This window comes from Phreatobacter sp. (assembly GCF_016793595.1).
GTDB lineage: Bacteria > Pseudomonadota > Alphaproteobacteria > Rhizobiales > Phreatobacteraceae > Phreatobacter.
Genome location: NZ_JAEULY010000005.1, coordinates 34,458 through 58,142, shown reverse-complemented (window position 1 = coordinate 58,142; position 23,685 = coordinate 34,458). Strand labels below are relative to the sequence as shown.

At 67.9% G+C, this 23,685-nt stretch carries 20 protein-coding genes and 1 tRNA gene; 11 read left to right on the top strand and 10 right to left on the bottom strand.

All coding sequences use genetic code 11. The annotated features are described in order from the left end of the window. Positions 1-81 precede the first annotated feature (81 nt). The 3 genes from JNK84_RS10145 to JNK84_RS10135 all read right to left on the bottom strand — a co-directional run bounded on the left by JNK84_RS10145 (position 82) and on the right by JNK84_RS10135 (position 3,105). A complete protein-coding gene (locus JNK84_RS10145) occupies positions 82-1,068 on the bottom strand; it encodes a Bug family tripartite tricarboxylate transporter substrate binding protein (protein WP_293423671.1) in 987 nt (328 codons plus the stop codon). A 41-nt stretch (positions 1,069-1,109) separates the two neighbouring features. Further along, positions 1,110-2,096 (bottom strand): Bug family tripartite tricarboxylate transporter substrate binding protein, encoded by a 987-nt coding sequence (locus JNK84_RS10140; RefSeq protein ID WP_293423669.1) that lies wholly within the window; start codon positions 2,094-2,096, stop codon positions 1,110-1,112. Between the two features lie 187 nt (positions 2,097-2,283). Then, positions 2,284-3,105, bottom strand: a complete 822-nt coding sequence (locus tag JNK84_RS10135) for an IclR family transcriptional regulator domain-containing protein (RefSeq protein ID WP_293423667.1) — start codon at positions 3,103-3,105, stop codon at positions 2,284-2,286. A 219-nt stretch (positions 3,106-3,324) separates the two neighbouring features. Between JNK84_RS10135 and JNK84_RS10130 the strand changes: the two genes are divergently transcribed. Then, on the top strand, positions 3,325-4,485 hold the full coding sequence (locus tag JNK84_RS10130; protein ID WP_293423665.1) for an acyl-CoA dehydrogenase family protein: 1,161 nt from the start codon (positions 3,325-3,327) through the stop codon (positions 4,483-4,485). A 163-nt stretch (positions 4,486-4,648) separates the two neighbouring features. On the opposite strand, the gene JNK84_RS10125 is transcribed toward JNK84_RS10130, so the two are convergent. Continuing rightward, positions 4,649-5,527: an SDR family oxidoreductase gene (locus tag JNK84_RS10125; protein ID WP_293423687.1), complete on the bottom strand. Its 879-nt coding sequence runs from the start codon at positions 5,525-5,527 to the stop codon at positions 4,649-4,651. A gap of 41 nt (positions 5,528-5,568) precedes the next feature. Beyond that, positions 5,569-6,360, bottom strand: a complete 792-nt coding sequence (locus tag JNK84_RS10120) for an enoyl-CoA hydratase/isomerase family protein (RefSeq protein WP_293423663.1) — start codon at positions 6,358-6,360, stop codon at positions 5,569-5,571. Between the two features lie 224 nt (positions 6,361-6,584). On the opposite strand from JNK84_RS10120, the gene JNK84_RS10115 reads away from it, so the two are divergent. From JNK84_RS10115 to JNK84_RS10095, 5 genes are read left to right on the top strand one after another with little or no spacing between them, the layout of a single operon-like run. After that, the gene (locus JNK84_RS10115; protein ID WP_293423661.1) at positions 6,585-7,574 is read left to right on the top strand and encodes a Bug family tripartite tricarboxylate transporter substrate binding protein; all 990 of its coding nucleotides are present in this window, start codon (positions 6,585-6,587) and stop codon (positions 7,572-7,574) included. Positions 7,575-7,579: 5 nt separating this feature from the next. Next, complete coding sequence (locus tag JNK84_RS10110; protein ID WP_293423659.1) at positions 7,580-8,047, top strand: tripartite tricarboxylate transporter TctB family protein; 468 nt, start codon at positions 7,580-7,582, stop codon at positions 8,045-8,047. Between the two features lie 3 nt (positions 8,048-8,050). Beyond that, positions 8,051-9,553: a tripartite tricarboxylate transporter permease gene (locus JNK84_RS10105; RefSeq protein ID WP_293423657.1), complete on the top strand. Its 1,503-nt coding sequence runs from the start codon at positions 8,051-8,053 to the stop codon at positions 9,551-9,553. Positions 9,554-9,578: 25 nt separating this feature from the next. After that, on the top strand, positions 9,579-10,400 hold the full coding sequence (locus JNK84_RS10100; protein ID WP_293423655.1) for a CoA transferase subunit A: 822 nt from the start codon (positions 9,579-9,581) through the stop codon (positions 10,398-10,400). After that, positions 10,397-11,146, top strand: a complete 750-nt coding sequence (locus tag JNK84_RS10095; RefSeq protein WP_293423653.1) for a CoA transferase — start codon at positions 10,397-10,399, stop codon at positions 11,144-11,146. The genes JNK84_RS10100 and JNK84_RS10095 overlap by 4 nt, the downstream gene beginning before the upstream one ends. Positions 11,147-11,149: 3 nt before the next feature. On the opposite strand, the gene JNK84_RS10090 is transcribed toward JNK84_RS10095, so the two are convergent. From JNK84_RS10090 to otsB, 4 genes are all read right to left on the bottom strand, one after another. Next, entirely contained in the window at positions 11,150-12,604 is a 1,455-nt protein-coding gene (locus JNK84_RS10090) for an MFS transporter (RefSeq protein WP_293423651.1), read from the bottom strand. A gap of 73 nt (positions 12,605-12,677) precedes the next feature. Continuing rightward, positions 12,678-14,915 (bottom strand): alpha,alpha-trehalose-phosphate synthase (UDP-forming), encoded by a 2,238-nt coding sequence (locus tag JNK84_RS10085; protein ID WP_293423649.1) that lies wholly within the window; start codon positions 14,913-14,915, stop codon positions 12,678-12,680. Positions 14,916-15,041: 126 nt separating this feature from the next. Beyond that, positions 15,042-16,838: a glycoside hydrolase family 15 protein gene (locus JNK84_RS10080; RefSeq protein WP_293423647.1), complete on the bottom strand. Its 1,797-nt coding sequence runs from the start codon at positions 16,836-16,838 to the stop codon at positions 15,042-15,044. Next, entirely contained in the window at positions 16,838-17,671 is an 834-nt protein-coding gene (otsB, locus tag JNK84_RS10075; RefSeq protein WP_293423645.1) for a trehalose-phosphatase, read from the bottom strand. Before otsB ends, JNK84_RS10080 begins: the two co-directional genes overlap by 1 nt. 218 nt (positions 17,672-17,889) lie before the next feature. Between otsB and JNK84_RS10070 the strand changes: the two genes are divergently transcribed. From JNK84_RS10070 to JNK84_RS10055, 4 genes are all read left to right on the top strand, one after another. Beyond that, positions 17,890-18,972, top strand: coding sequence for an ROK family protein (locus JNK84_RS10070; RefSeq protein WP_441343226.1), 1,083 nt, complete (start codon positions 17,890-17,892; stop codon positions 18,970-18,972). Positions 18,973-19,136: 164 nt separating this feature from the next. Next, a complete protein-coding gene (locus JNK84_RS10065; protein WP_293423685.1) occupies positions 19,137-19,802 on the top strand; it encodes a nitroreductase in 666 nt (221 codons plus the stop codon). Positions 19,803-19,813: 11 nt separating this feature from the next. After that, positions 19,814-20,296, top strand: coding sequence for a YaiI/YqxD family protein (locus JNK84_RS10060; protein WP_293423641.1), 483 nt, complete (start codon positions 19,814-19,816; stop codon positions 20,294-20,296). Positions 20,297-20,370: 74 nt separating this feature from the next. Then, the gene (locus tag JNK84_RS10055) at positions 20,371-20,766 is read left to right on the top strand and encodes a DUF1801 domain-containing protein (protein WP_293423639.1); all 396 of its coding nucleotides are present in this window, start codon (positions 20,371-20,373) and stop codon (positions 20,764-20,766) included. A 15-nt stretch (positions 20,767-20,781) separates the two neighbouring features. Here JNK84_RS10055 and JNK84_RS10050 read toward each other — a convergent pair. Further along, positions 20,782-20,855, bottom strand: a tRNA-Gly gene (locus JNK84_RS10050). 363 nt (positions 20,856-21,218) lie between these two features. On the opposite strand from JNK84_RS10050, the gene hrpB reads away from it, so the two are divergent. Beyond that, the gene (hrpB, locus tag JNK84_RS10045; RefSeq protein ID WP_293423637.1) at positions 21,219-23,678 is read left to right on the top strand and encodes an ATP-dependent helicase HrpB; all 2,460 of its coding nucleotides are present in this window, start codon (positions 21,219-21,221) and stop codon (positions 23,676-23,678) included. Positions 23,679-23,685 lie beyond the last annotated feature (7 nt).

Below are 23,685 nucleotides of genomic sequence, written 5' to 3'. Positions count from 1 at the left end.
GCGCGACTCCGCGCCAACCTATTTTGTCGCATTTTCTTCACGCGAACCGGTACCCACTTCGCTCGAAAATGCTTCATCAGATCAGGACGGCGTGATGCCGAGCTGCCGAGTGGCGGCGATCCAGTCCGGACCTTCCTCGTCGTAGAGCTTCTGCGACGCCGCGCGGCTCATCGCCGCCTCGTCGATGCCGAACGTATCCAGCATCTTGCGGATCGCCTCCGTCTTGCCGGCCTCGACCATCAGCGTCGAGACGCGGTCGGCGATGGCATCCGGCAGGGCGGCCGGCGCGAACAGGCCGACCCAGCCCTTGAGCTGGAGAACGCGGATATTGATGCCCTGCTCGGAGAAGGTCGCCACGTCCGGCAGCTTGCCCATGCGCCTGTCGGTCGGCACCGCGATGGCGCGACCAACGCCGCTCTGCAGCACGCCGGCCGAGCCGAGATAGCTGCCTATCGCCGCCTGTAGCGCACCGCTGTTGAAGTCGTTCCACATCGGCGCCTCGCCCCGGTAGTGGACCGGCACCATCTTGCGGTCGAGCATCTTGTTGAACTCGAAGGCGACGGTGTGCGGGAACGAGCCCGCGCCATAGGTGCCGAAGGAGATGTTGTTGTTCTTCGCGTAATCGAGGAACTGCCGGACATTGGTCACGCCGGTCGAGCGATGGACGATCAGCGGCAGATGGCCCGCCGGCATGGCCGAGATGAACTTGAAGTCCTTGTCCGGGTCGTATTGCAGGTTGCTGATCAGGATCCGGTTGGCGAAGAACGTCGTCGAGATGGTCAGGATGAAGGTCAGGCCGTCGGGCGGAGCCTGTTTCACCGCCTGCGCGGCGATGCCTCCTGACGCGCCCGGCCGGTTCTCGACCACCACGGTCTGGCCCGTCTGCCGCGAGATGTATTCGCCGTAGGCACGGGAGAAGAGGTCGGTGAGACCGCCCGCGGCCGTGCCGCAGATGATGCGGATGGTACCGGTTGGCCAGTTGGCCTGGGCTCGCACGAGGTGCGGGACGGCGAGGGCGGATGCAGTGGCGCCGGCGATCATCGCGCGGCGGGTCGGCAGAACGGTCATGGCGGTTCCCTCGACATTGATGGCGGCAGCGATGCGGCGGATCAGCTCGGCGTGATGCCGAGCCGGTTGACGTGGTCGAGCCAGATCGGGCCCTGCGTCTCGTAGATGTGGCGGAAGTACCTGTGATCGCGCGCGGCCTCGTCGATGCCGAACGTGGCGGTGAGCCGCTGGATGCGCTCGGTCTTGCCGGCCTCCACCATGAGGTCGGAGATCTGCTGGACCATTTCAGGCGGCATCGACGCCTTGCCGAAGAAGCCGGCCCAGCTCAGCAGATCGAAGACCTTGTCCGAGACGCCCTGTTCGGCATAGGTCGCCACGTCGGGCAGGGTCTTCATGCGCTGGCTGGTCGGCACCGCGACGGCAACCCCCGCGCCGGCGTCGAGCACGCCCTTGCAGGCGGTGTAGCTGCCCATGGCCACCTGGCTGTTGCCGGTGAGCAGGTCCTGCCACATGGGCGCCTCACCGCGATAATGGACGATGGTCATGTCGAGGTTGAAGCGCCGGTTCAGTTCGGCCCCGACGATGTGCGCGAAGGAGCCGGCCGCGTAGGAACCGAAGCTGACCCGGTTCTTGCGGGCGTAATCGACGAATTCGGCCAGCGTTCTCGCACCCGTCGACTTGTGGACGACCAGCGGCAGATGGCCGGTCGACATGATGGCGAGGAAGGAAAAGTCCTTGTCCGGATCGTAAGGCAGGTTCTTGAACATGACCCGGTTGCCGAGCATGGTCGAGGAAATGGTGATCATCAGCGTGTGGCCGTCGTCCGGCGCGCTCTTCAGCGCCTGAGCAGCGATGCCGCCGCCCGCGCCGAGGCGGTTCTCCACGATGACGGTCTGGCCGCTCTTCTGGGCGATGTAGTCGCCATAGGCCCGGGCATAGGCGTCGGTGATGCCGCCGGCCGGGAAGGCGCAGAGGATTCGCAGCGGCTTGTTCGGCCAGGGCGATTGCGCCCGCGCAATCAGCGGCGCAGCCACAAACGAAGCTGCGCCGGCTGCAAGCAGCCGGCGTCGGTCGGTCAGGAAGGTCATCGGCGTTTCCCGGTCTGGACGTTCTTTTTGTCGGGTGCCGGCGGATGCCGCCTTCCTTCCGCAGCCGGAAAAGCCCGGCGTCCTCCATCGGCCCGCGGGAAGGCTGTCACGGAAGGAATGGGCCGTCAAACAATGAAAGGCTGTTTCAGAACATGAAATATGCGACACGCCGTCCCATCGGGCGGCTTTAATCGGCCCTCGCGCCGCCGGGCGCCCAGAGCGTCGCGCGGAACTTGTCGGAGAGCGCTTCGGCGATGCGCCGGGCGGTCGCCTGCAGCGGCTTGAGGAAGGTCTTCTCGGCCTCGCGCAGCGAGATGACGCCGTGAAGCATCATGATGTTGATGCTGGCATAGACCTCGTCGCCCTCGCGCACGGGCACGCCCATGGCCCAGACGCGGCCGTCGAAGACGTGCTGGCTGTAGGCCTCGTCCATCACCGCATAACCGTTCTCGCGCACTTCGGCGAGGAGCTGGGCGAGCTTCTTCGGCTGGCGGGCGAGTTCGGTCGACTTGCCGGGAATGGCGGCGAGCGAGGCAATGATGCGTTCCTGCTGCTCCGGCGTGCAATAGGCGAGATAGGCCCGCCCCATGGAGGTGGAGAGCAGCGGAAAGCGGAATCCCGGCCGGCGCGAGAACAGCATGGAGCCGGGCTCGCGCGTCGTCTGCGCCACGATCATCGCATCGCGGTCGAAAATGGCGATGTCGGAAGGCCAGCCGATCTGCTTGCGGAACTCGTGCATGATCGGTTCGGCCACCCCGCCGATCCAGAGATGCTGGTCATAGCCATGGGACAGGAGCAGGCAGCGGCCGGTGGGCAGGTACACCGCCCGGTCCGCGTCACGCATGACATAGCCTTCATGCTCCAGCGTCTCGAGCATGCGAACGATGGTGGCCTTGTTCAGCCCCGTCGCCTTGTGCAGCGATCCCACCGTGGATTGCCGCTCGGCATTGAGGACGCGCAGGACCTCAAGTCCGCGCGACAATGCGATCACCGGTTCAAATGACGGCATGATGGTCTGCCCCTGCCCTTTCCGGCATGATTAGCACCAGCGGCATGAAGGATGAAATCATCCTGTCGGCACGCCGCCGACCTCGATGCGACACGTTCGAACGGCCGATGGCATCCGTCCTTGACGGCGCATCACGGATTCGAGGATATTTGATATGAAACTATATTTCATCAGTTGAAATTCCGCCACCCTTGCGTGGCGGCAGGGACGGACGACGCCATGGACTTCAGCCTGACGCCCGAGCAGCAGGAATTGCAGCGTACCGCGACCGAGTTCGCCAGGCGGGAATTGACGGGCATCGCCGCCGAGATCGAAGCATCGGGACAGCCGCTGCCGCACGCCTACCTGAAGAAGCTGGCGGCCATGGGCTATCTCGGCATCAATCTCGACGCCGAGCATGGCGGCGTCGGCCTCGGCCATCTCGACGCCGTGCTGGTGCTGGAGGCGGTCGCGCGCGTCTCGCCGGCCGTCGCCTTCCCGATCTTCGAATCCTGCTTCGGTCCGGTTCTGGCGATCCAGCATTTTGCCGGCGAGGAGCTGAAGCGGCGGATCATCCCCAAGGTCGTCTCGGGCGACATGATCGTCGCGGTCTCCATGTCCGAGCCCGAAGCCGGCAGCGCGCTGACGGACCTCAAGACGCGGGGGCGGATCGAGGGCGATACGGTCGTCATCAACGGCCAGAAGCGCTGGTGCTCGGGCGCCGGCCATTCGGACGCCTATGTCGTCTATTGCCGCCTGTCCGACGAGCCGGGCGCCAAGGGCATCGGCGCGGTGCTGGTCGAGAAGGACAGGCCGGGCCTTTCGTTCGGCGCGCCCGAACAGCTCATGGGCTTCCGTGGCATTCCGAGCGCCGACATGCATTTCGACGACGTGCGGGTGCCCGTCTCGAACATCATCGTCCCGGCCGGCGGCTTCAAGAAGCTGATGGAGGCTTTCGATCTGGAGCGCTGCGGCAATTCCACGATGAGCCTCGCCATCGCGGCAGCGGCGCTGGAGGACGCGCTCGGCTACGTCCAGGAGCGCAAGCAGTTCGGCAAGGCGCTGGTCGATTTCCAGGCCGTGCAGATCAAGCTTGCGGAAATGGCGATGAAGGTCGAAGCCTCGCGCCTGCTCATCCACCGCGCGGTGACGAACGCGGCGGCGGGCTTGCCCTCGATCATCGATTCATCGGTCGCCAAGTGCTTCGCCAACGAGATGACGCGCGAGGTCTGCGGCGCCGCCATCCAGATCATGGGTGGCTACGGCTATTCCAAGTCGTTCAAGGCCGAGCAGCGCTTCCGGGATTCGTGGGGCTGGGGCATAGCCGGCGGTTCCATCGACATCCAGAAGATCAACATCGCCGCGGCGCTGGTCGGCCGGCGGTTCGACCAGCGCCGATGAACAACGGCGCGACACAAATCCAGACTTGCTGGCCTGTTCCGTCATGGCCGTGCCCGGCCCGGCCATCCACGACTTGACCACGACAGTTGAAGGAGTTCGTGGATGCCCGGGCCGAGCCCGGGCATGACGTTGAGGGCGGGTATCGCAAATGCGGCACGCCTGATCAGGCCGTCCGCTTAGCGCGATCCTTCTCGTTGGCGCCGCGGATCATCTCGGCCATCTCGGCCCACTGCTCGTCGGTGAGCTTCGACAGGTTGTAGAAATTGCCGCCGCTCGCATTGTAGCGCGCGCCGTCGATGGCAATGGTCTGGCCGGTCAGGTATTCGCAGCCGTCCGCCATCAGGAAGGTGGCGAGGTTCTTGAGTTCCTGCATCTCGCCGTTGCGGCCCATGGGATTGCCATCACGGCCCTTGTCCTCGTCGGCGGCAAGACCCGGATTGAGCCGCTCCCAGGCGCCCTTGGTCGGGAAAGGACCGGGCGCGATGGCGTTGAGGCGGATGCCGTAGCGGCCCCATTCGGCGGCTAGCGACTGGGTCATGACGTTGATGCCGGCCTTGGACATGGCGGAGGGGACAGTGAAGGGGCCGCCGTTCCAGACCCAGGTGGTCAGGATCGAGATGACGCTGGCCTTGTGGCCGCCCGCGATCCAGCGCTTGCCGCAGGCGAGGGTCACGTAGAACGAGCCATGGAAGACGATGCCGGCGATGGCGTCGAAGCCGCGCGGCGAGAGATCCTTGGTCGGGCTGATGAAATTGCCGGCGGCGTTGTTGACGAGGCCGGTCAGCGGACCGGCGGCGAAGATCTCCTCGATCATCTCGTCCACGGCCTGCGCGACGCGGATATCGACGGAATGGGTGATGACCTTGCCGCCGTGCCTGCCCATCAGCTCGGCAGCCGTCTCGTCCAGCACGCCCTTGCGCCGGCCGCAGATATGGACCGTCGCGCCGAGGCGCAGATAGTCCTCGGCCATTTCCTTGCCGAGCCCGGTGCCGCCGCCGGTCACGAGGATGCGCTTGCCCTTCAGCAGGTCGTCCCTGAACATCGTCATCGCCGTCTCCCTCTGGTTCTCGTTCTTGTGGTTCTTCAGCGCCCCTGGAAGGCCGGCTTGCGCTTGCCCTTGAAGGCCGCGACCCCCTCCGCGAAATCGTCGCTGCCGAAGCAGAGCACCTGCGCCAGCCCCTCCTCCTCGAGATAGGCTTCGAGCGGCAGGTCGTAGGCGCGGCGCAGAAGGCGCTTGGTCATGCCAAGCGACACGGTCGGCCCGGCGGCGAGCCCCGCCGCGACCTGCCGCGCCGTCGCCATCAGATCGGCTGCATCGACGAGGCGGGAGGCGAGCCCCATGGCGAATGCCTCCTCCGCCGAAACCTCGCGATTGGTGAGGAGGATGTCGCTCGCGCGCACATGCCCGACCGCGCGCGTGAGCGTGTAGCCAAGACCAAGATCGGCAACCGCACCGAGGCCGGGAAAGCCGGCCTTGAACCGCGCGTCGCGTGAGGCGATGACCACGTCGCCGGTCAGTGCCAGCGACAGGCCCGCGCCGGCCGCCGCCCCATTGATCGCGGTAACGATGGGCTTGCCGGCATTCAAGAGCGGCGCGAGCCAGCGGTAGCTGCGCTCCATGCGGCCCTGCACCGAGACGGCACCCCGGTCGTCCATGGCACGGATGTCGCCGCCCGCGCAGAAGGCCCGGCCCGTGCCCGTGAGGATGATCGCGCGGACCGTGGGATCATCGAGCACCGCCGGCAGGTGCGTCTCCAGCCCCGCCTTGATACCGGCGGAAAGCGCATTCATCGACTGCGGCTCGTTGAGCACGATCTCCGCCACGGCACCATCGCGGAAAACCTTCACCGAATCCGTCATCACCGTCTGGTCCATCTGGCCTGTTCCACCATTCGCCCTTTGAAGCATCGTTTCATTCCACGCGATCGGGCGTTTCCTCGCCAGTCCTTCATTCGGGCGAGAGATCAGGAGGCGGAACGCCGCACCGATCCCGCAAGGGTTGAACGGCCGGAGCGATTTCGCTCTACTGTCCGACCAGACGGACAACCGTCGAGCGCGCCGGCAAGAGCGCGGTGAAATGCCATCGGGGAGGAACGTACATGCCGAAGACCGTCTGGACGCCCACGCGTCGCCGCTTCATCGCCTCGTCCTCGACGCTGGCGCTCGCCGGCCTCGCCGCGCCTGGCCTCGCCCAGAGCCGCTTCCCGAACCGGCCGGTGACGCTGATCGTGCCCTGGACGGCGGGCGGTTCCACCGATGCCGGCTTCCGCGCGCTGGCCGAGGCGACGCAGAAGCACCTCGGCGAACGCATCATCGTGGAGAACAAGCCCGGCGCCGGCGGCACGCTCGGCCCGGCCCAGATGGCCGCGAGCGCGAGGCCCGACGGCTACACGCTGGCGCAGATGCCGATCACCATGTTCCGCCTGCCGCACATGACGCGCGTGGCGTTCAACCCCCTGACCGACTTCAGCTACGTCATCCATGTCGCCGGCTATTGCTTCGGCACGACGGTCCGCGCCGACAGCCCGCACAAGACGATGAAGGACCTGATCGACTTCGCCCGCGCCAATCCCGACAAGGTCACCTATGCGACGCCGGGGGCGGGCACGTCGCTGCACATCACCATGATGGACATCGCCGCGCGGCAGAACATCAAATGGACCCATGTGCCGTTCCGCGGCGCAGCGGAGACCAATGCCGCCGTACTCGGCGGCCACGTCACGGCGCAGGCCGATTCCAGCGGCTGGGCGCCGCTGGTCAATGCCGGCCAGCTCCGCCTGCTCGCCACATGGGGCAAGAACCGCACGAAGACCTGGTCGAGCGTGCCGACGCTGCAGGAGAGCGGCATCGACATCGTGGCCAACTCGCCGTTTGGCCTTGCCGGTCCGAAGGGCATGGACCCCGGCATCGTCAAGGTGCTGCACGATGCCTTCAAGAAGGGCATCGAGGAGCCCGAGCACATGCGCGTCATGGATCAGCTCGACCAGGAGGTCGACTACATGGACACGGCGACCTACGAGACCTTCGTCAAAAAGATGTACGAGGACATGCGCGAACAGGTCGAGCGGCTCAACCTGCGCCGCAGCTGAACGCCATGCGCATTCCCGACCTCGTGGGCGCCGCCATCGTGGGCGGCCTCGGCCTCTTCCTCGTCCGCGAGGGCGGCAGCCTCGGCTTCGGCGACCCGACCGAGCCCGGCTCCGGCTTCATGTTCTGGTGGATCGGAGTGGCGATGCTCGTCGCCGCCGCGGCACTCGGCGGCTTCGCGCTCGTCGGCGCGCCGGCAAGCGGGCCGGATATCCAGCCGAACGGGCGGCTGTCGCTGGCCTTCGCTTGTGTCGTCGCTCTCGCCATCTACGCCGTGGCGCTGGAACGCGTCGGATTCATCCCGACATCGGCCGCGCTGCTCACCGGCCTGTTCATCTATGTCGGCGGCTACCGGCCGCCGCTGGCGGCGGCCCTCGGCATCGGCGGCGCCTTCGCCAGCTGGTTCCTGTTCGTGAAGCTGCTGTCCAGCAACCTGCCTGCCGGCCTGCTCGCCGGCACGATGCTGGGGAACTGAGCCATGGACCTCCTCGGCCAGCTCGGCAACGGCTTCCTCGTCGCGCTCTCGCTCGACAACCTGTTCTACTGCTTCGCGGGCGTGCTGATCGGCACGCTGGTCGGCGTGCTGCCCGGCATCGGCCCGATCGCCGCCATGTCGCTGCTGCTGCCGGCGACCTTCGCGATCCCGCCGACCGGCGCGGTCATCATGCTTGCCGGCATCTATTACGGCTCGATGTATGGCGGCTCGACAACGGCGATCCTCGTGCGCATTCCGGGCGAGGCGGCTTCCGTCGTCACCTGCCTCGACGGCCACGAAATGGCGAAGCAGGGGCGCGCGGGCGCGGCGCTGTTCGTCGCCGCCATCGGCTCGTTCTTCGCCGGCACGGTCGCGCTGGTCGGCCTCATGCTGCTGGCGCCTGTCATGATCGCCGCGGCACTCGCCTTCGGGCCGGCCGAATATTGCGCGCTGATGCTGCTCGGCCTCTGCCTCATCGCCTATCTGTCGCAGGCCTCGGTGCTGAAATCGCTGATCATGGCCGGGCTTGGCCTCATCCTCGGCCTGATCGGGATCGATTCCATCAACGCCCTGCCGCGCCTCACTTTCGACCGCCTGGAACTGCTCGACGGCATCGGCCTCGTGCCTGTCGTGATGGGGCTGTTCGGCATCGCCGAAATCCTCAAGAACCTCGAGCACGGCACCGACCGGACTGTCGTCACCGCGAAGATCTCGCGGCTCTGGCTGACCGGCGCCGACTGGGTCGCCAGCCGCTGGGCCATCGTGCGCGGCACGCTGCTCGGCTTCGTGTTGGGTATCTTGCCGGGCGGCGGCGCGGTGATCTCCTCCTTCGTGTCCTATGCGCTGGAGCGGCGCATCTCGAAGACGCCCGAGCGCTTCGGCAAGGGCGCCATCGAAGGCGTCGCGGGCCCGGAGGCCGCCAACAACGCCGCGGCGGGCTCGGCCTTCATTCCACTGATGACCCTGGGCATTCCGCCGAACGCGGTGCTGGCCCTGCTGCTCGGCGCACTGATCATTCACAACGTGCCGGTCGGGCCGACCATGATCACCCAGCGCCCCGACCTGTTCTGGGGCGTGGTCGCCTCGATGTATGTCGGCAACGTCATGCTGCTGGTGCTCAACCTGCCGCTGATCGGGCTTTGGGTCCGCTGCCTGTCGGTGCCCTACGGCATCCTCTTTCCGATGATCCTGCTGCTCTGCTGCATCGGGGTCTATGCCTCGTCGGGACAGATCTTCGACCTCTATGTGATGATCTCCTTCGGCGTGTTCGGCTGGCTGGTGGCGCGCTGGGGCTACGAGCCCGCGCCGCTGGTGCTCGGCTTCGTGCTGGGGCCGATGTTCGAGAACAACCTGCGCAAGGCGCTGATCCTGTCGCGCGGCAGCTGGATGACCTTCATCGAGCGGCCACTCTCGGCGGTGTTCGTCGTCGCATCCGTGCTGATCCTGGCAACCGCGCTGGTTCCGTGGATCAATGCGAAGCGCAAGGAAATGGCGACCGAGGAATGACCCGGCCGCGAGACGGAGCGATGCCATGTCCACTGTCCTGACGCTCGATGCCATGGCCCGCCGGGTCAAGCCCGGCATGAAGCTCGCCCTGCCCGTGGACTATGCCGGCGTCTCCATGGCGATGACCCGGCCGCTGATCGCCCATGGCGCGGGACGGCTGCATGTCGTGTGTCTGCCCACAGGCGGGATGCAGCCGGACATGCTGATCGGGGCGGGCCTGGTCGATACCATCGAGACGAGCGCGATGACGCTGGGCGAAGCCGGCGGCGCGCCCTGCTTCGCTCGGGCGATCGCGACCGGCGCGATCAAGGTGGTCGATTCCACCTGCCCGGCTGTCCATGCCGGCTTTCTCGCGGCGCAGAAGGGCGTGCCCTTCGCGACGCTGCGCGGACTGATCGGCACCGACATCCTCGCCAACCGGCCGGACTGGAAGGTGATCGACAATCCCTTCTCCGAGACGCCCGACCCCATCGTCGCCATTCCCGCGATCCGGCCGGATGTCGCGATCTTCCACGCGCCGGTCGCCGATCGCGACGGCAATGTGTGGATCGGCCGGCGGCGCGAGCTTGCCTCGCTCGCCTATGCCTCCGAGCAGACGCTGGTGACCGTCGAGCGGATCGTCGAGGAAAGTCTGCTGAGCGACGAACGCACGGCGGCGGGCGTCATCCCTTCCCTCTATGTCGAGGCGGTGGCCGTGGCGCCAGGGGGCGCGAAGCCGCTTGGCCTTTGGGGCGAATACGGTCCCGACATGACGGAGGTGGCGCGCTACGCGCGGGAAGCCCGCAGCGAAGCCGGTTTCCGCGCGTTCCTCGACGGCGCCGACCATGCGCTGGAAGCCGCCCGATGAGCCCGGTGCTTCCGCGCGAGAGGCTGATCGTCGCCATCGCCAATCTGCTCGATGGCGTGCGTCATGTCGCGGTCGGCGCATCCTCCCCGATACCGGCGGCGGGCGCCATGTTGCGCCGGGCGCTGGCAGAAGCGGCCGACGCCCCGCGCGTGCGCATTTCGATCCTCGGATCGGTGGCGCACAACTTCTTCACCAACGGCAGCGCCGAGCTGTTCGACTGTGCCGGACAGGGCCGCATCGATGCGTTCTTTCTCGGCGGCGGACAGATCGACGGCGAGGCCAATATCAACCTGGTGGGGACCGGCGACTATCCACAAACCAAGGTGCGCTGGCCGGGCTCGTTCGGCTCGGCCTATCTCTATTTCGTGGTGCCGCGGGTGATCCTGTTCCGCGAGGAGCATTCGCCGCGCGTCTTCGTCGAGAAGGTCGATTTCATCTCGGCGCCCGGCACCAGCCCTGAAGGCGTCCACCGCACCGGCGGGCCGCATGCGCTGCTGACCGGCATGGGTCAGTTCTCGTTCAACAGGGAGAAGCGGCGGTTCCGCCTGACCAGCGTCCATCCCGGCCATACGCTGGAAAGCATCAAGGCGGCGACGGGTTTTGCCTTCGACCATGACGCGATTGCCGCGACGACGCCCGATCCCGATGCGCGCGTCATGGCGCTGCTGCGCGGCCGGGTGCTGGACGAGCTCGCCGAGACCTATCCGGAATTCGCGCGCGGGCTTTCGGCGGAGCTGGCGGCCTGATCCTCAGTCCACCGCCGAGAGCGGCCGGGCGACATCCTCCAGAGAGCGCCGCTCGGCAGCGATGCCGAAGCGCCACATGACGACGGCCGCGATCAGCATGAGCACCGCGCCGAACATGTAGCCGCCGAACAGCGACCAGCGCGACCCGCTCTCGATGAGCTGGCCGAAGGCCCAGGGCCCGATGATGCCGCCGATGCCCGTGCCGACGGCGTAGAAGAAGGCGATGGCGAGCGCCCGCAGTTCCAGCGGGAATGTCTCGCTGACCGTCAGGTAGGCCGAACTGGCCGCGGCGGAGGCGAAGAAGAAGATCACCATCCAGGCGACGGTCTGGGTTTGCGCGGTGAGCAGCCCTTCAGCGAAGAGCCAGCCGGTGCCCGCAAGCAGCAGGCCCGACATCGTATAGGTGAAGGCGATCATCGGCCGACGACCGAGCGTGTCGAAGAAGCGGCCGAGCAGGATGGGGCCGAGCACATTGCCCAGCGCGAAGGGCAGAATGTACCAGCCGACATGGTTGGCCTCGATGCCGTAGAAGTCGGTTAGCACCAGCGCATAGGTGAAGAAGATGGCGTTGTAGAAGAAGGCCTGCGCCGCCATCAGCGTGAAGCCGACCGCCGTGCGACCGCGCTGGCGGCGGAACAGCGTCTCGGCGACTTCGGAGAAGGGCGTGGAAGAGCGCGCGACCAAGCGCACCCTCGCCAGCGGCGTGTCGGGGATGACGTGGCCTTCTGCGCGCACCCGCCGCTCGATGCCGGCGACGATGGCCTCGGCTTCAGCGGCGCGGCCGTGGGTCATCAGCCAGCGCGGGCTCTCGGGGAGCCACATGCGCATCAGGAAAATGAACAGAGCCAGCAGCGCGCCGATCAGGAAGGCAAGCCGCCAGCCGTGATCCGGCGCGAACCATGCGGGGTCGAGCAGGATGATCGCGCCGAAGGCGCCAAGCGCCGCGCCGATCCAGAACGAGCCGTTGATGACGAGGTCGGTCCACCCGCGCACGCGCGCCGGGATGAGTTCCTGGATGGTCGAGTTGATCGCGGCATACTCGCCGCCGATGCCGGCACCGGTCAGGAAGCGGAAGACCATGAAGCTCCAGAGATTCCACGAGAAGGCGGTGGCGGCGGTCGCGACCAGATAGACGGCAAGCGTGATGAAGAAGAGCTTCTTGCGCCCGAGGCGGTCCGTCAGCCAACCGAAGAACAGCGCGCCGAGCACCGCGCCGGCGAGGTAGGCGCTACCGGCAAGGCCGACATCGGCATTGGAGAACTGCAGCGTCGGACTGCTTTTAAGCGCACCCGCGACGGTGCCGGCAAGCGTCACCTCCAGCCCGTCGAGAATCCATGTGATGCCGAGGGCGACGACGACCAGCGTATGGAACCGCGCCCAGGGCAGGCGGTCGAGCCGCGCGGGGATGTCGGTCTCGATGACAGGCCCATCCGCTGCCAGCTTCGCCCTGGTCGTCATGCGCAACTCCTGACCGGCGGCAACGCGCGGCGGGGCCCGAACGCCCGCCAATGAGCCCTGTCCTGCGTGTCCGTCACAGCCCCTCCTCGAACTCCTTCACGCGCTGGCGCTTCCGCAGGCGCGAGGCGTCGAGCAGAATCTGGCCGGCCCAGCGGTAGACGTTGCGCTCGCGCACCTGCGCGCGCATGAGGCGCATCCGCTCGCGCTGCTCGTCCTCCGGCATGACCAGCGCCCGGCCGATGGCCTCCGCCATGCCCTGCACGTCGTAGGGGTTGATGATCAGCGCCTCGCCGAGCTCGCTCGACGCGCCGGCGAAGCGCGACAGGACCAGCGCGCCCTGCTCGTCGTCGCGGGCGGCGACGAATTCCTTGGCGACGAGGTTCATGCCGTCGTGCAGGGACGAGACGACGCAAAGGTCGGCCGCGCGGAACAGCTCATAGACCTCGTCCGGCTCGTGGTGGCGGATCACCAGCAGGATCGGCTTGTAGCCGCCCGCGCCGTGCCGCTCGTTGATCTCATCGGTGAGGCGCAACGCCTCCTTCTGGAGGCTCGTATAGCTCGGCAGCTTGGAGCGCGTCGGCGCGACGATCTGGATGAAGGCAAAGCGCCCTTTCCATTGCGGCTGGCGGGCCAGCAGCTCGTCGATCGCCATGAGGCGGTCGAGTATGCCCTTGGTGTAGTCGAAGCGCTCGATGCCGACGCCGATCTTCATGTCCTCGGGCAGATTGAAGCGCTCGCGCACGGCGCGCCGGCATTCGGCCACCGGCTGCTGCGACAGGAGCGCCGCGGGCGGCCATTCGATCGAAATCGGATAGGGCCGCACCATGGTCTCCTCGCCGCCGAAGACAACCGAGCGATGCTCGCGGTCGATGCGGCTCTCCATGAAGCGGTCGACCGTCTCGAAGAAGTTGTTGCAGTAGGCCTGGGTGTGGAAGCCGAGCACGGTCGAGCCGAGGAGCCCGGCGATGATCTCCTCCTTCCACGGGCAGATGCCGAAGGCTTCGGCATTCGGCCAGGGGATGTGCCAGAAGGTCAGGATGGTCGCCTTCGGCAGCTGCGCGCGGATCATCCGAGGCAGCAGGGCGAAGTGGTAATCCTGCACCATGATGACGGGGTCTGGCCGACTCGCCTCCCTGACGATGGCATCGGCGAAACGCTGGTTGATGGCGACATATTGCAGCCAGTCGCTCTCGCGGAAGATCGGCCGGACATAGGCGAGGTGGCAGAGCGGCCAGAGCCCCTCGTTGGCGAAGCCGTAATAGTAGCCCTCCTGCTCCTCATCGGTGATCCAGATGCGGCGCAGGCGGTAGGCAGGCTTGGCCGGCGGCACCAGCACATGATCGCTGGCATCGACCGTCTCGCGGTCCGCCGAACCCGAGCCGTGGGCAACCCAGGTGCCACCGCAGGCGCGCATGACCGGCTCCAGCGCGGAGACGAGACCGCTGGCCGGCCGCTGCACCACGGCGCGGCCGTCGTCGGCATGATTGTGGATGTAGGGCTCGCGGTTCGAGACGACGAAGACCTCGGCGTCCGGCAGCTCGTTCTCGAGGAGGTCCTGCAGGGTCGACGGCGACCATTCGAGCGGCGTCCCATCCTCCTGGCGGATCTTCTCCCGGAAATCGCGCAAGAGGCCGCGGATCTCCCGGCTCTCGTCCTTCAGGACCGGGTCCATGACGCCGCGCTGCGGCCGGCCGGTCCTCATGTCCTGAATGGTCGCCAGCACGCCGGCCATGTAGCGCCTCTGCATGAGCCCGAGGATCAGCAAGGCGAGCGTGCCCACCAGCAGCAGCAGGGCGATGCCGACGACGACCATGTACCAGCGCGCCTCGACGATACGGCTCGAGACGAAGGCGAGCTCGTGGAGAATGACGAGGCTGCCGGTCGTCGCCGCTCCGGTCAGCGGGAAGATGCCGACTAGAACGCGCTCGCCGTCGATGCGCGTGCGCTCGAAGCGCACCGACCGCGCGACCGGCGTGCCGCTCGCGATGATCGGGTGGCACTGCACGTCGCGCGGCATGCGGCGAGTCGACACGACGATCTGGCCGGAGGCGTCGCACAGGCCGAGCGCCAGGATGCGTTCGTCGCTCGTGAGCCGCTCGAACAGCGGCCTCAATTCCTGCGAGGGGCTCGTCACCTCGCGCTCGATCCGGTCGCGGATCGAATTGAAGACCAGCTCCGAGCGCAATTCGACATCGCGGCGCGACCATTGCTCGATCAGCGAGGTGGACAGCGGCACCAGCGCGGCGATCAGGCCGAGGAGGGCAATGGCGAAAAATGCCAGCAGCAACAAGCCGCGGGACACATTACTCATGGACTGTGCCGGGCCGGCGCTTCGCGCATCAGGCGCTCGCGACGAACCCGCTCCTGTTTGCCGGTTCCCGCGTCACGCGCGGGTTGCCGGTCGCTGTCGCTTCGGGTTCTGAAGCCGATTCTTCCGTCAATGCACCCAGTCGCGCGACAGCCTCATCGCGGTGACGATGATGCCGACCATCGAATAGGTCTGGGGGAAATTGCCCCACAGCGCGCCGTTGGCCGGATCGATGTCCTCCGAAAGGAGACCGACATGGTTGCGGCGGGCGAGAAGCCCTTCGAAAATCTCGCGCGCCTCCTCGACGCGGCCAATGGCGAACAGCGCGTCGGCGAGCCAGAAGGTGCAGATATTGAACGAGGTGGAGGGCGTGCCGAAATCGTCCTTCTCGTCGTAGCGCAGCAGGAAGCCGGCGCGCGTCAGCCGCTTCTGCAGCTTGCCGACAGTGGCGACGAAGCGCGGGTCGCTCGCCTCGACCACGCCGAGTTCGTGCAGCAGCAGCGTGCTGGCATCGGCCCCCGCGCCATCGAAGCTCGCGGCGAAGAAGCCCTCCCGCTCGTTCCAGGCGCGTGTCAGGATCGCCTCGCGGATACGCTCGGCATGGGCGCGCCAGTAGCCTGCGCGTTCGTCCAGACCGAGTGTCCCGGCGATGCGCGCGAGGCGGTCGCAGGCGGCAAAACACATCGCGGCCGAATGCGTGTGGGTCGACTGGCGGCCGCGATATTCCCAGATGCCGGCATCGGGCTCGAAGGCATTGGCGGCGGCCGTCTCGCCGAGCGGCTCCAGCTCGCGGAACAGCGCGACGCCGCCAAGCTCCGGCAGGCGGTGGTCGAAGAACATCTGCGACGCCGCGAGGATCATGCTGCCGGTGACGTCGTGCTGCACCTGATCGGCGGCGGCATTGCCGATCCGGACCGGCCCGTCGCCGCCGAAGCCGGTGAGCGATTCCGAAATGCGCTCCTCCAGCGAATCTTCCGGCACGATCGCGTAGACCGGCTTGAGGTTCGGCCTCTTCTCGGTGGCGATGACCGTGCGCATGTAGTCGAGGAAGCGCTCCATGGTCAGCGTCGCGCCGAGCTTGTTCAGTGCGTGAACCGTGAAATAGGCGTCGCGCAGCCAGCAGAACCGATAGTCCCAGTTGCGGCCGGTGCCGGGAGCCTCGGGGATCGAGGTTGTCAGCGCCGCGACGATGGCGCCGGTCTCCTCCGACGAGCAGAGCTTCAGGGTAATGGCGGCGCGGATCACCGCTTCCTGCCATTCGTAGGGCACCGAGAGGTAGCGCACCCAATCGAGCCAGTACTGGCGAGTGGAGCGCAGGAACGCGCCCCAGACGCCGTCGATGGAGTTCGGGAAGGTCTCGTCGGCATGGACGATCAGCGTCATCGGCCGGGTGACGACGAAGCGCGCCTCGCTCGACAGGTAGGCGACCGGGACGTCGGAGGTCAGGCGCACCGAGCCGGCATCGGACACATAGCGAATATGGTTCGAGCCGGGGATCGGCAAGCCGTCATGACGGCCGTAGGCCATGGTCGGCCGCATCCGCACGCGCACCATCGGGTTGCCCGCGACTGGCTCGATGCGGCGCATGATCATGGGCGGGCGGAACACGCGATCGTACTGCTTGAAGCGTGGGGCGAAATCGATGACGCGCACCGCCGATCCGTCCGCCGCGGTCAGCACCGTGGTCAGGATCGCGGTGTTGCGCTCGTAGGCCTGTTCGCTGGCGACGAGACCCTCCAGTTCGATGGCCATGTAGCCGCGCTGCGGGTCCGGACCGCCGATCAGCGACGAGAACAAGGGGTCGCCATCGATGCGCGGCCAGCAGGTCCACACGATGCGCGCCTGCCTGTCGATGAGCGCCGCGACCGTGCTGTTGCCGATCACCGCCATTTCGGGCGGCGCGGGCCTGTCCGCATGCACTTCCATCAGGACATCCTCCCCGCCAGCGTGGCGAGCCAGGCCCTTACCTCGCGGGCATGGGCGAAGGGCTCGTCACCCCTGTTGAAATGCTCGCCCGCGACGCGCAGGCCAAAGCCGCCCGCCTCGCGCGCCACCGCGAAGGCGTCCTCGTCGGCGCGGTCGTCGCCGATCATGATCGGACGCCGGCCGGCAAAGGGCGTGCGCTGCATGAATTCGAGCAGCGCCGTGCCCTTGGACTGGCCACGCGGCATGACCTCGATGACGGCCCTGCCCTCCTTGATCTGATGGTCGAGCCGAAGCGCCGCGATCAGATCGAGGAGCCCGGACCTGAGGCGACCATGGGCGGCGGGCGCCTGCCGGTAGTGGACCGCGATGATGGCCCCCTTGTTCTCAAGCCTTAACCCAGGATCGGCCGCGACGATCCTGACAATGCCCTCGACCAGTTCGCGCGGCGCATCGCCGGCGCGCGGCGACTGTCCGGCCGGCGGGGCGAAAGTGAATTCGATGCCGTGCAGGCCGGAAGCGTCGAGCCCCTTACCGAGGAAGCGGCCGACCTCGGTAAGCGTGCGGCCGGTGACGATGGCGAAAGCACCGCCCAGCAAGGTTCTCACCCGCCTTATGTCGGTCCTGAGCCCGCGCGGCACCACGACATCCTCGGGCCGGCCGACGATGTCGACCAGCGTGCCGTCGAAATCGGTGAAGATGGCGAAACCGTCGGGATTGCCAGCGATATCGAGGGCCAGGGAAGCGACGATGCCGCGCTCGCTCGCGGCCTGGTGCGCAACGAGGCTCGCCTCATCGTTGTGGGAACCGGTCTCGTTCCTGGATCTTGTCAGCATCGGTCCTGTCCATTGATCGCCGGGCGAATGTCGCCGCCCGATCTCTTGTCCCGATGCGCAATGCGTGCCGTATCCGGCCCCTGAAGCGACCCCATGCTCAAGGCAACGCGCCACCTCCGCATCGGTTCCACTGCTCGCGGAAATCATGTCCGGGTCATGTCCGGGAACGCCCCGGCGCCAGACCGCGTTCCCCACCGGTCGGAAGCCGGGGGAGAGCCATGGCAAGGCAAGCGGTGAAACGGAAGCCCGCGCGGCGGACCGAGGGCGTGATCGGTCACGGCCTCGAGCAGCTGCCTTCCGTCATCGTGTCCAGCTACAATCTGGAACTGCGCGACAAGGAAGGCTTTATCGGCGACCGGGCGTCGAAATCAGCCTTCACCGACACTCTGGAGGAATGGCGCAAGCGCCTCGCCAGGCTCGATGCCGATCCGCTGGGCGAGGTCGCGACCGAGGACCTCGGCAAGAAACAGCTCGACCAGCTCATGACGGGCAAGGATGCCGAGGCCGCGGCGCTGATCCACGCGGCGGTCGAGGATTTCGCTGCGGCGCTCGCCGGCGTCATCCGGCGCTACCGCCGCACAAAAGCTTGGAAGAATGTCGAGAGAATCGCCGCGGGCGGCGGATTTCGGGAGAGCCGCGTGGGCGAGCTGGCCATCGCGCGCGCCAGCGCATTGCTGAAATCCGAGGGCGTCGAGATCGGCATCCACCCGATCCGCAACCATCCCGACGAGGCTGGGCTGATCGGCGCGGCGCACCTGATGCCCGCATGGATGCTGGCCGGCCATGACGCGATTCTCGCCGTGGACATTGGCGGCTCCAACATCCGAGCGGGCGTGGTGCGTCTCGGCATCAAGAAGAACCCCGATCTGTCCAAGGCCGAGGTCTGGAAGTCCGAGCTCTGGCGCCATGCCGACGAGGCGCCGTCACGAACAGCCGCGATCGACAAGCTGATCGGGATGCTGGAGGGCCTGATCAGCAAGACGAAGAAAGAGGAGCTGGCGCTTGCCCCGGTGATCGGCATCGGCTGCCCGGGCCTCATCCGCGAGGACGGCGCGATCGCGCGCGGCGGCCAGAACCTCCCGGGCGGCAACTGGGAGAGTGAGCATTTCAATCTGCCGGCGCACATCGCCAGAGCCATTCCCGAGATCGGCGGGCACGAGACGGTCGTCGTGATGCACAACGACGCCGTCGTTCAGGGCCTCAGCGAGGTGCCGTTCATGCAGGACGTGAAGGAATGGGGCGTCGTGACCATCGGCACCGGCCTCGGCAACGCGTCGTTCCGCAACAGGTCGGCCGACTGACGCGCATGGGCTGGCCGAACGGCCGGTAGACGGGCGGCGCGTCCGCGCGCCACCATGGCGGCACCTCCGCAAATACGACCCGCATTGTCATGGATCGCCACACGATGGACCAGCAGACGCCTTCGCCCGCGCCGACCGCTGATGCGCTCGTCTTCGACCGCCTGATGACGGCACGGCATTCCTGCCGCGCCTTCCTGCCCGATCCACTGCCGCGCGCGACGATCGAGGCGATCCTGACGGTCGCGCAGAAGACCGCCTCCTGGAACAACACGCAGCCCTGGCAGGTGACCATCGCCAGCGGCGCGGCGCGCGATGCCTTCCGCGACCTCATGGTGTCGCTGGCCACCGGCAGCGGCTCGCCTGATTCCGCCGAGGCCAAGCCCGATGCCGACTTCCCCTTCCCGCGGGAATATCGCGGTGCGGCGCTGGACAGGCGGCGCGCCTGCGGCTTCCAGCTCTATGACGCGGTGGGCGTCGCGCGCGGCGACAAGGTGGCCTATGCACGCCAGGCCTTGCGCAATTTCCAGCTGTTCGACGCGCCGCACGTGGCCATCATCAGCACCGAGGAGCCACTCGGCGTCTATGGCGCCGTCGATTGCGGCGCCTATGTCTCGAACTTCATGACCGCGGCTACCTCGTTCGGCGTGGCTACCATCGCCCAGGCGGCTCTCGCCGTTCACTCCAGGGCGATCCGCACCCATTTCGGCATGGGCGAAGACCGCCGCGTCGTCTGCGGCATTTCCTTCGGCCTTGCCGACGCCGCCCATCCCGTCAATGCCTATCGCACCGCGCGCGCCGGCCTCGACGAGGTCGTGACCTGGGCCGAATAGGTCGCGCTGCCATGCCGGAGGAAACCAAGCGCATCGCGGTCTATGTCGATGCCGATGCCTGTCCGGTGAAGGACGAGGTCTATCGCGTCGCCCAGCGCTACCGGCTGCATGTCTTCGTCGTGGCGAATGCGCCGCTGGCCGTGCCGCGTGAGCCGTGGATCGAGCGCGTGGTGGTCAGCGAGGGCCCCGATATCGCGGACGACTGGATCGCCGAGCGGGCCGGGCGCGGTGACGTCGTTGTCACCGCCGATATCCCGCTGGCGGCACGGGCGGTGAAGGCCGGCGCAACCGTTCTTGCTCCGAACGGGCGGCTGTTCGATATGGCCTCGATCGGCATGGCGCTCGCCACGCGCAACCTCATGGACGATATCCGCTCGGCGGGCGGGGCAACGCGCGGGCCGCCGGCCTTCTCGCCACGGGACCGCTCGGCCTTCCTGTCGGCGATGGATCTGGCGGTGGTCAGGCTCCGGCGCGACGGCTTCCTTGCGGGCTGATGCGGCAGCGCGAGCGGCTGGACGCGTCCCGGGCAATCCGCGACGGTCGCGCACAGGACCGCAACGAGGTGGTGATGACCAAGGGCAGCGCGCCGGCCGGGGACGCATCCCGCCTGATCGACGGGAAGATCGCGGCGCTCGACGACTGGCGCGGCGCGGTGCTGGCGCGCGTGCGGACGCTCATTCACGAAGCCGGGCCCGAGGTGAGCGAGGAGATCAAATGGCGCGGAGTGCCGGTCTGGTCCCATGGCGGGATCATCTGCACCGGCGAGACCTACAAGGCCGTGGTGAAGCTGACCTTCGCCAGGGGCGCCTCGCTGGCCGACCCCGCCGGCCTGTTCAATGCCAGCCTCGACGGCAATACGCGGCGCGCGATTGATCTGCGCGAGGGCGATACGATCAACGAGACCGCGCTGAAGGAACTGATCCGCGCGGCAGCGGCGCTGAACGCGGCGTCACGCAAGAAATGACCGATTGAAGCGGGCTGGAGCGGGTGAAGGGAATCGAACCCTCGTATGCAGCTTGGGAAGCTGCCGTTCTACCATTGAACTACACCCGCGTCGGCGCGGACCATAGCCAAGGCGGGGGTGGCAGCGCAAGACACGCCTCCCGAGCGCACGCGCGCGCGGAGAACGGCCCGCGGCGGCGCCCGCGGGCCGTCCCATGAGGGCGGCCATGAGGAGCGATGGGGACTGGCCGCCCCGCGCCCGGCGGCGCCGCTCTTGAGGCGGTCACCGTGATCCGGGCGATGCGTCGACCGGGCCGGCGTCGGAGCCTCCCGATCCGGCACGCCGTCGTCCCGTCCGGAGACAGCGGCGCGCCTTCAGGGCAGGCGTCGCAAGCGGGAGGCCCGGATGCCGGTTTCACGCCCCGGTGGAGCCGCCTGCTTGCGGAGGCGGTGAAGGAACCGTAAACGCGCCCGGTGTCCCAGCTTTCCCTGCCCATCGACGCGGCACTGCCGGCGCTGAAGACCGCCCTTGCAGCGGGTCCGCGCGCCGTTCTTGTCGCGCCGCCCGGCGCCGGCAAGTCGACCCGCGTGCCGCTCGTCCTGATGGAGGAAGCCTGGTCGGGGGCGGGCAAGATCCTCGTGCTTGAGCCACGCCGCATCGCCGCCCGCGCCGTGGCCGACCGCATGGCGAAGACACTTCGCGAGGAGGTCGGCGGCCGCGTCGGTCTCAGGGTCCGCTTCGGCTCGAAGGTCTCCGCGCGAACGCGCGTCGAGGTGGTGACCGAGGGCATCTTCACGCGGATGATCCTCGACGATCCCGCGCTGACCGGAGTCTCGGCCGTGCTGTTCGACGAATTTCACGAGCGCAGCCTCGATGCCGATCTCGGCCTCGCGCTCGCCCTCGACGCACAAGGGGCCCTGCGCGAGGATCTGCGCATTCTCGTCATGTCCGCGACGCTGGACGGGGCGCGGGTGGCCCGTCTCCTCGGCGACTGCCCCGTGGTGGAAAGCGAGGGCCGCGCCTATCCGGTGATGACGCGTCACGTCGGACGCGACCCGAACGCGCGGATCGAGGACGAGATGGCGCGTACCGTGCGGCGGGCGCTTGCCGAGGAGGCCGGCTCGGCGCTGGTCTTCCTGCCGGGCGCGGCTGAGATCAGGCGCACCGCCGACCTGCTCGCGGCGACGGTCAGGGATCCAACCGTCGATATCGTCCAGCTGTTCGGCGCGCTCGACCGTGCCGATCAGGACAGGGCCATCGAACCGGCGCCGCCTGGCCGCCGCAAGGTCGTGCTGGCGACCTCGATCGCCGAGACGTCGCTGACCATCGAGGGCGTTCGCGTGGTGGTCGATTCCGGCCTTGCCCGCGTGCCGCGTTTCGAGCCCGATCTCGGCCTGACGCGACTGGAGACGGTGCGCGTGTCGCGCGCGGCCGCCGACCAGCGGCGCGGCCGTGCCGGCCGCACGGAGCCGGGTGTCTGCTACCGGCTCTGGGACGAAGCGCAGGAGGGTGCCTTTCCGGCCTATGCGACCCCGGAGATCCTTGCCGCCGACCTTTCCTCGCTGCTGCTGGACTGCGCGGCATGGGGCGTCACCGATCCCGCGGCGCTCGCCTTCCTCGACCCGCCGCCGAAGCCCGCGCTGAGCGAGGCACGGGCCCTGCTCGAAAGCCTCGGCGCGCTGGAACGCGATGGGCGCATCACCGACGAAGGCAAGCGCCTGCGCGCCCTTCCCCTCGCGCCCCGGCTGGCGCGCATGGTGGTGGACGGATCGCGGCGCGGCGAAGGGCGCCTGGCGGCAGAACTGGCCCTGCTCGTCTCCGAGCGCGGCCTCGGCGGCGACGACATCCATATCGGCCACCGGCTCGACCGGCTGCGCTCGGATCGCTCGCGTCGCGCCGAGGATGCGCGTCGCATGGCTGCCGGCTGGCTGCGCGAGGTCGATGCCCGGCCGGATATCGGTTCCGGGCATGAGCGCGCCGGCGCGGTGCTGGCGCTGGCCTTTCCCGACCGGATCGCGCGGGCGCGCGGCAAGGATGGTGACTTCGTGCTCGCCAACGGCCGGGGCGGCTCGGTCGACCCGGCTTCGCCGCTGGCGCGCGAAACCTTCCTGGCCGTCGCGGAGATCGGCGGCATCGCGGCCCGCGCGCGCATTCTCTCCGCGGCCCCCATCAGCCTTGCCGAGATCGAGGTCGATTTCGCCGACCGGATCGAAACGCGGGAGGACGTGACCTTCGACAAGACCGCTGCCGCGCTCAGGGCGCGCCGCTCGCGACGCATCGGCGCGGTCAACCTCGGCGAGCAGACGCTCGCTGTTCCGGCGACGGAGGCAAGCGCTGCCGCCCTCGCCGAAGGCATTGCCAGCCTCGGCCTGTCCCGCCTGCCCTGGTCGAAGGCCCAGCTCGCGCTGCGCCACCGGGTCGCCTTCCTGCGGCGGGTGGACGAGAGCTTCCCCGACCTGTCCGACGACGCGCTGGCATCCAGCGCCGCCGACTGGCTCGCGCCGCATCTCATGGGCAAGACGGCGCTGCCGCAGATCGGCGCCGACGATCTCGGCAATGCTCTCGACCAGCTCGTGCCATGGGACGTGAAGCGACGGGTCGAAGCAGACCTGCCAAGCCATTTCGACGCTCCGTCAGGGCAACGCCACGCCATCGACTACGAGGGCGAGGAGCCGGTTCTGTCGATCCGCGTGCAGGAGCTGTTCGGCCTCGGCGTTCACCCGAGCGTCGCGCGCGGCAAAATCCCGCTGGTCGTGGAACTGCTGTCGCCGGCCCACCGTCCGGTGCAGATCACGCGCGACCTGCCGGGCTTCTGGAAGGGCTCTTGGCAGGCGGTGAAATCCGAGATGAAGGGCCGCTACCCGCGCCATCCCTGGCCTGACGATCCGGCCTCGGCGGCGGCCACGCACAGGGCGAAGCCGCGCGGCACGTGACGGCTCG

What these genes read in the sequence shown, in the direction of transcription:
- JNK84_RS10080 (WP_293423647.1), bottom strand. Translation starts at nt 16,838, where the DNA reads ATGGAAGTGCATGCGGACAGGCCCGCGCCGCCCGAAATGGCGGTGATC.
- JNK84_RS10065 (WP_293423685.1), top strand. Translation starts at nt 19,137, where the DNA reads ATGACGGCACGGCATTCCTGCCGCGCCTTCCTGCCCGATCCACTGCCG.
- JNK84_RS10070 (WP_441343226.1), top strand. Translation starts at nt 17,890, where the DNA reads ATGGCAAGGCAAGCGGTGAAACGGAAGCCCGCGCGGCGGACCGAGGGC.
- JNK84_RS10105 (WP_293423657.1), top strand. Translation starts at nt 8,051, where the DNA reads ATGGACCTCCTCGGCCAGCTCGGCAACGGCTTCCTCGTCGCGCTCTCG.
- JNK84_RS10110 (WP_293423659.1), top strand. Translation starts at nt 7,580, where the DNA reads ATGCGCATTCCCGACCTCGTGGGCGCCGCCATCGTGGGCGGCCTCGGC.
- JNK84_RS10090 (WP_293423651.1), bottom strand. Translation starts at nt 12,604, where the DNA reads ATGACGACCAGGGCGAAGCTGGCAGCGGATGGGCCTGTCATCGAGACC.
- JNK84_RS10095 (WP_293423653.1), top strand. Translation starts at nt 10,397, where the DNA reads ATGAGCCCGGTGCTTCCGCGCGAGAGGCTGATCGTCGCCATCGCCAAT.
- JNK84_RS10145 (WP_293423671.1), bottom strand. Translation starts at nt 1,068, where the DNA reads ATGACCGTTCTGCCGACCCGCCGCGCGATGATCGCCGGCGCCACTGCA.
- JNK84_RS10055 (WP_293423639.1), top strand. Translation starts at nt 20,371, where the DNA reads ATGACCAAGGGCAGCGCGCCGGCCGGGGACGCATCCCGCCTGATCGAC.
- JNK84_RS10115 (WP_293423661.1), top strand. Translation starts at nt 6,585, where the DNA reads ATGCCGAAGACCGTCTGGACGCCCACGCGTCGCCGCTTCATCGCCTCG.
- JNK84_RS10100 (WP_293423655.1), top strand. Translation starts at nt 9,579, where the DNA reads ATGTCCACTGTCCTGACGCTCGATGCCATGGCCCGCCGGGTCAAGCCC.
- JNK84_RS10060 (WP_293423641.1), top strand. Translation starts at nt 19,814, where the DNA reads ATGCCGGAGGAAACCAAGCGCATCGCGGTCTATGTCGATGCCGATGCC.
- otsB (WP_293423645.1), bottom strand. Translation starts at nt 17,671, where the DNA reads ATGCTGACAAGATCCAGGAACGAGACCGGTTCCCACAACGATGAGGCG.
- JNK84_RS10085 (WP_293423649.1), bottom strand. Translation starts at nt 14,915, where the DNA reads ATGAGTAATGTGTCCCGCGGCTTGTTGCTGCTGGCATTTTTCGCCATT.
- JNK84_RS10135 (WP_293423667.1), bottom strand. Translation starts at nt 3,105, where the DNA reads ATGCCGTCATTTGAACCGGTGATCGCATTGTCGCGCGGACTTGAGGTC.
- JNK84_RS10120 (WP_293423663.1), bottom strand. Translation starts at nt 6,360, where the DNA reads ATGGACCAGACGGTGATGACGGATTCGGTGAAGGTTTTCCGCGATGGT.
- JNK84_RS10130 (WP_293423665.1), top strand. Translation starts at nt 3,325, where the DNA reads ATGGACTTCAGCCTGACGCCCGAGCAGCAGGAATTGCAGCGTACCGCG.
- JNK84_RS10140 (WP_293423669.1), bottom strand. Translation starts at nt 2,096, where the DNA reads ATGACCTTCCTGACCGACCGACGCCGGCTGCTTGCAGCCGGCGCAGCT.
- JNK84_RS10125 (WP_293423687.1), bottom strand. Translation starts at nt 5,527, where the DNA reads ATGTTCAGGGACGACCTGCTGAAGGGCAAGCGCATCCTCGTGACCGGC.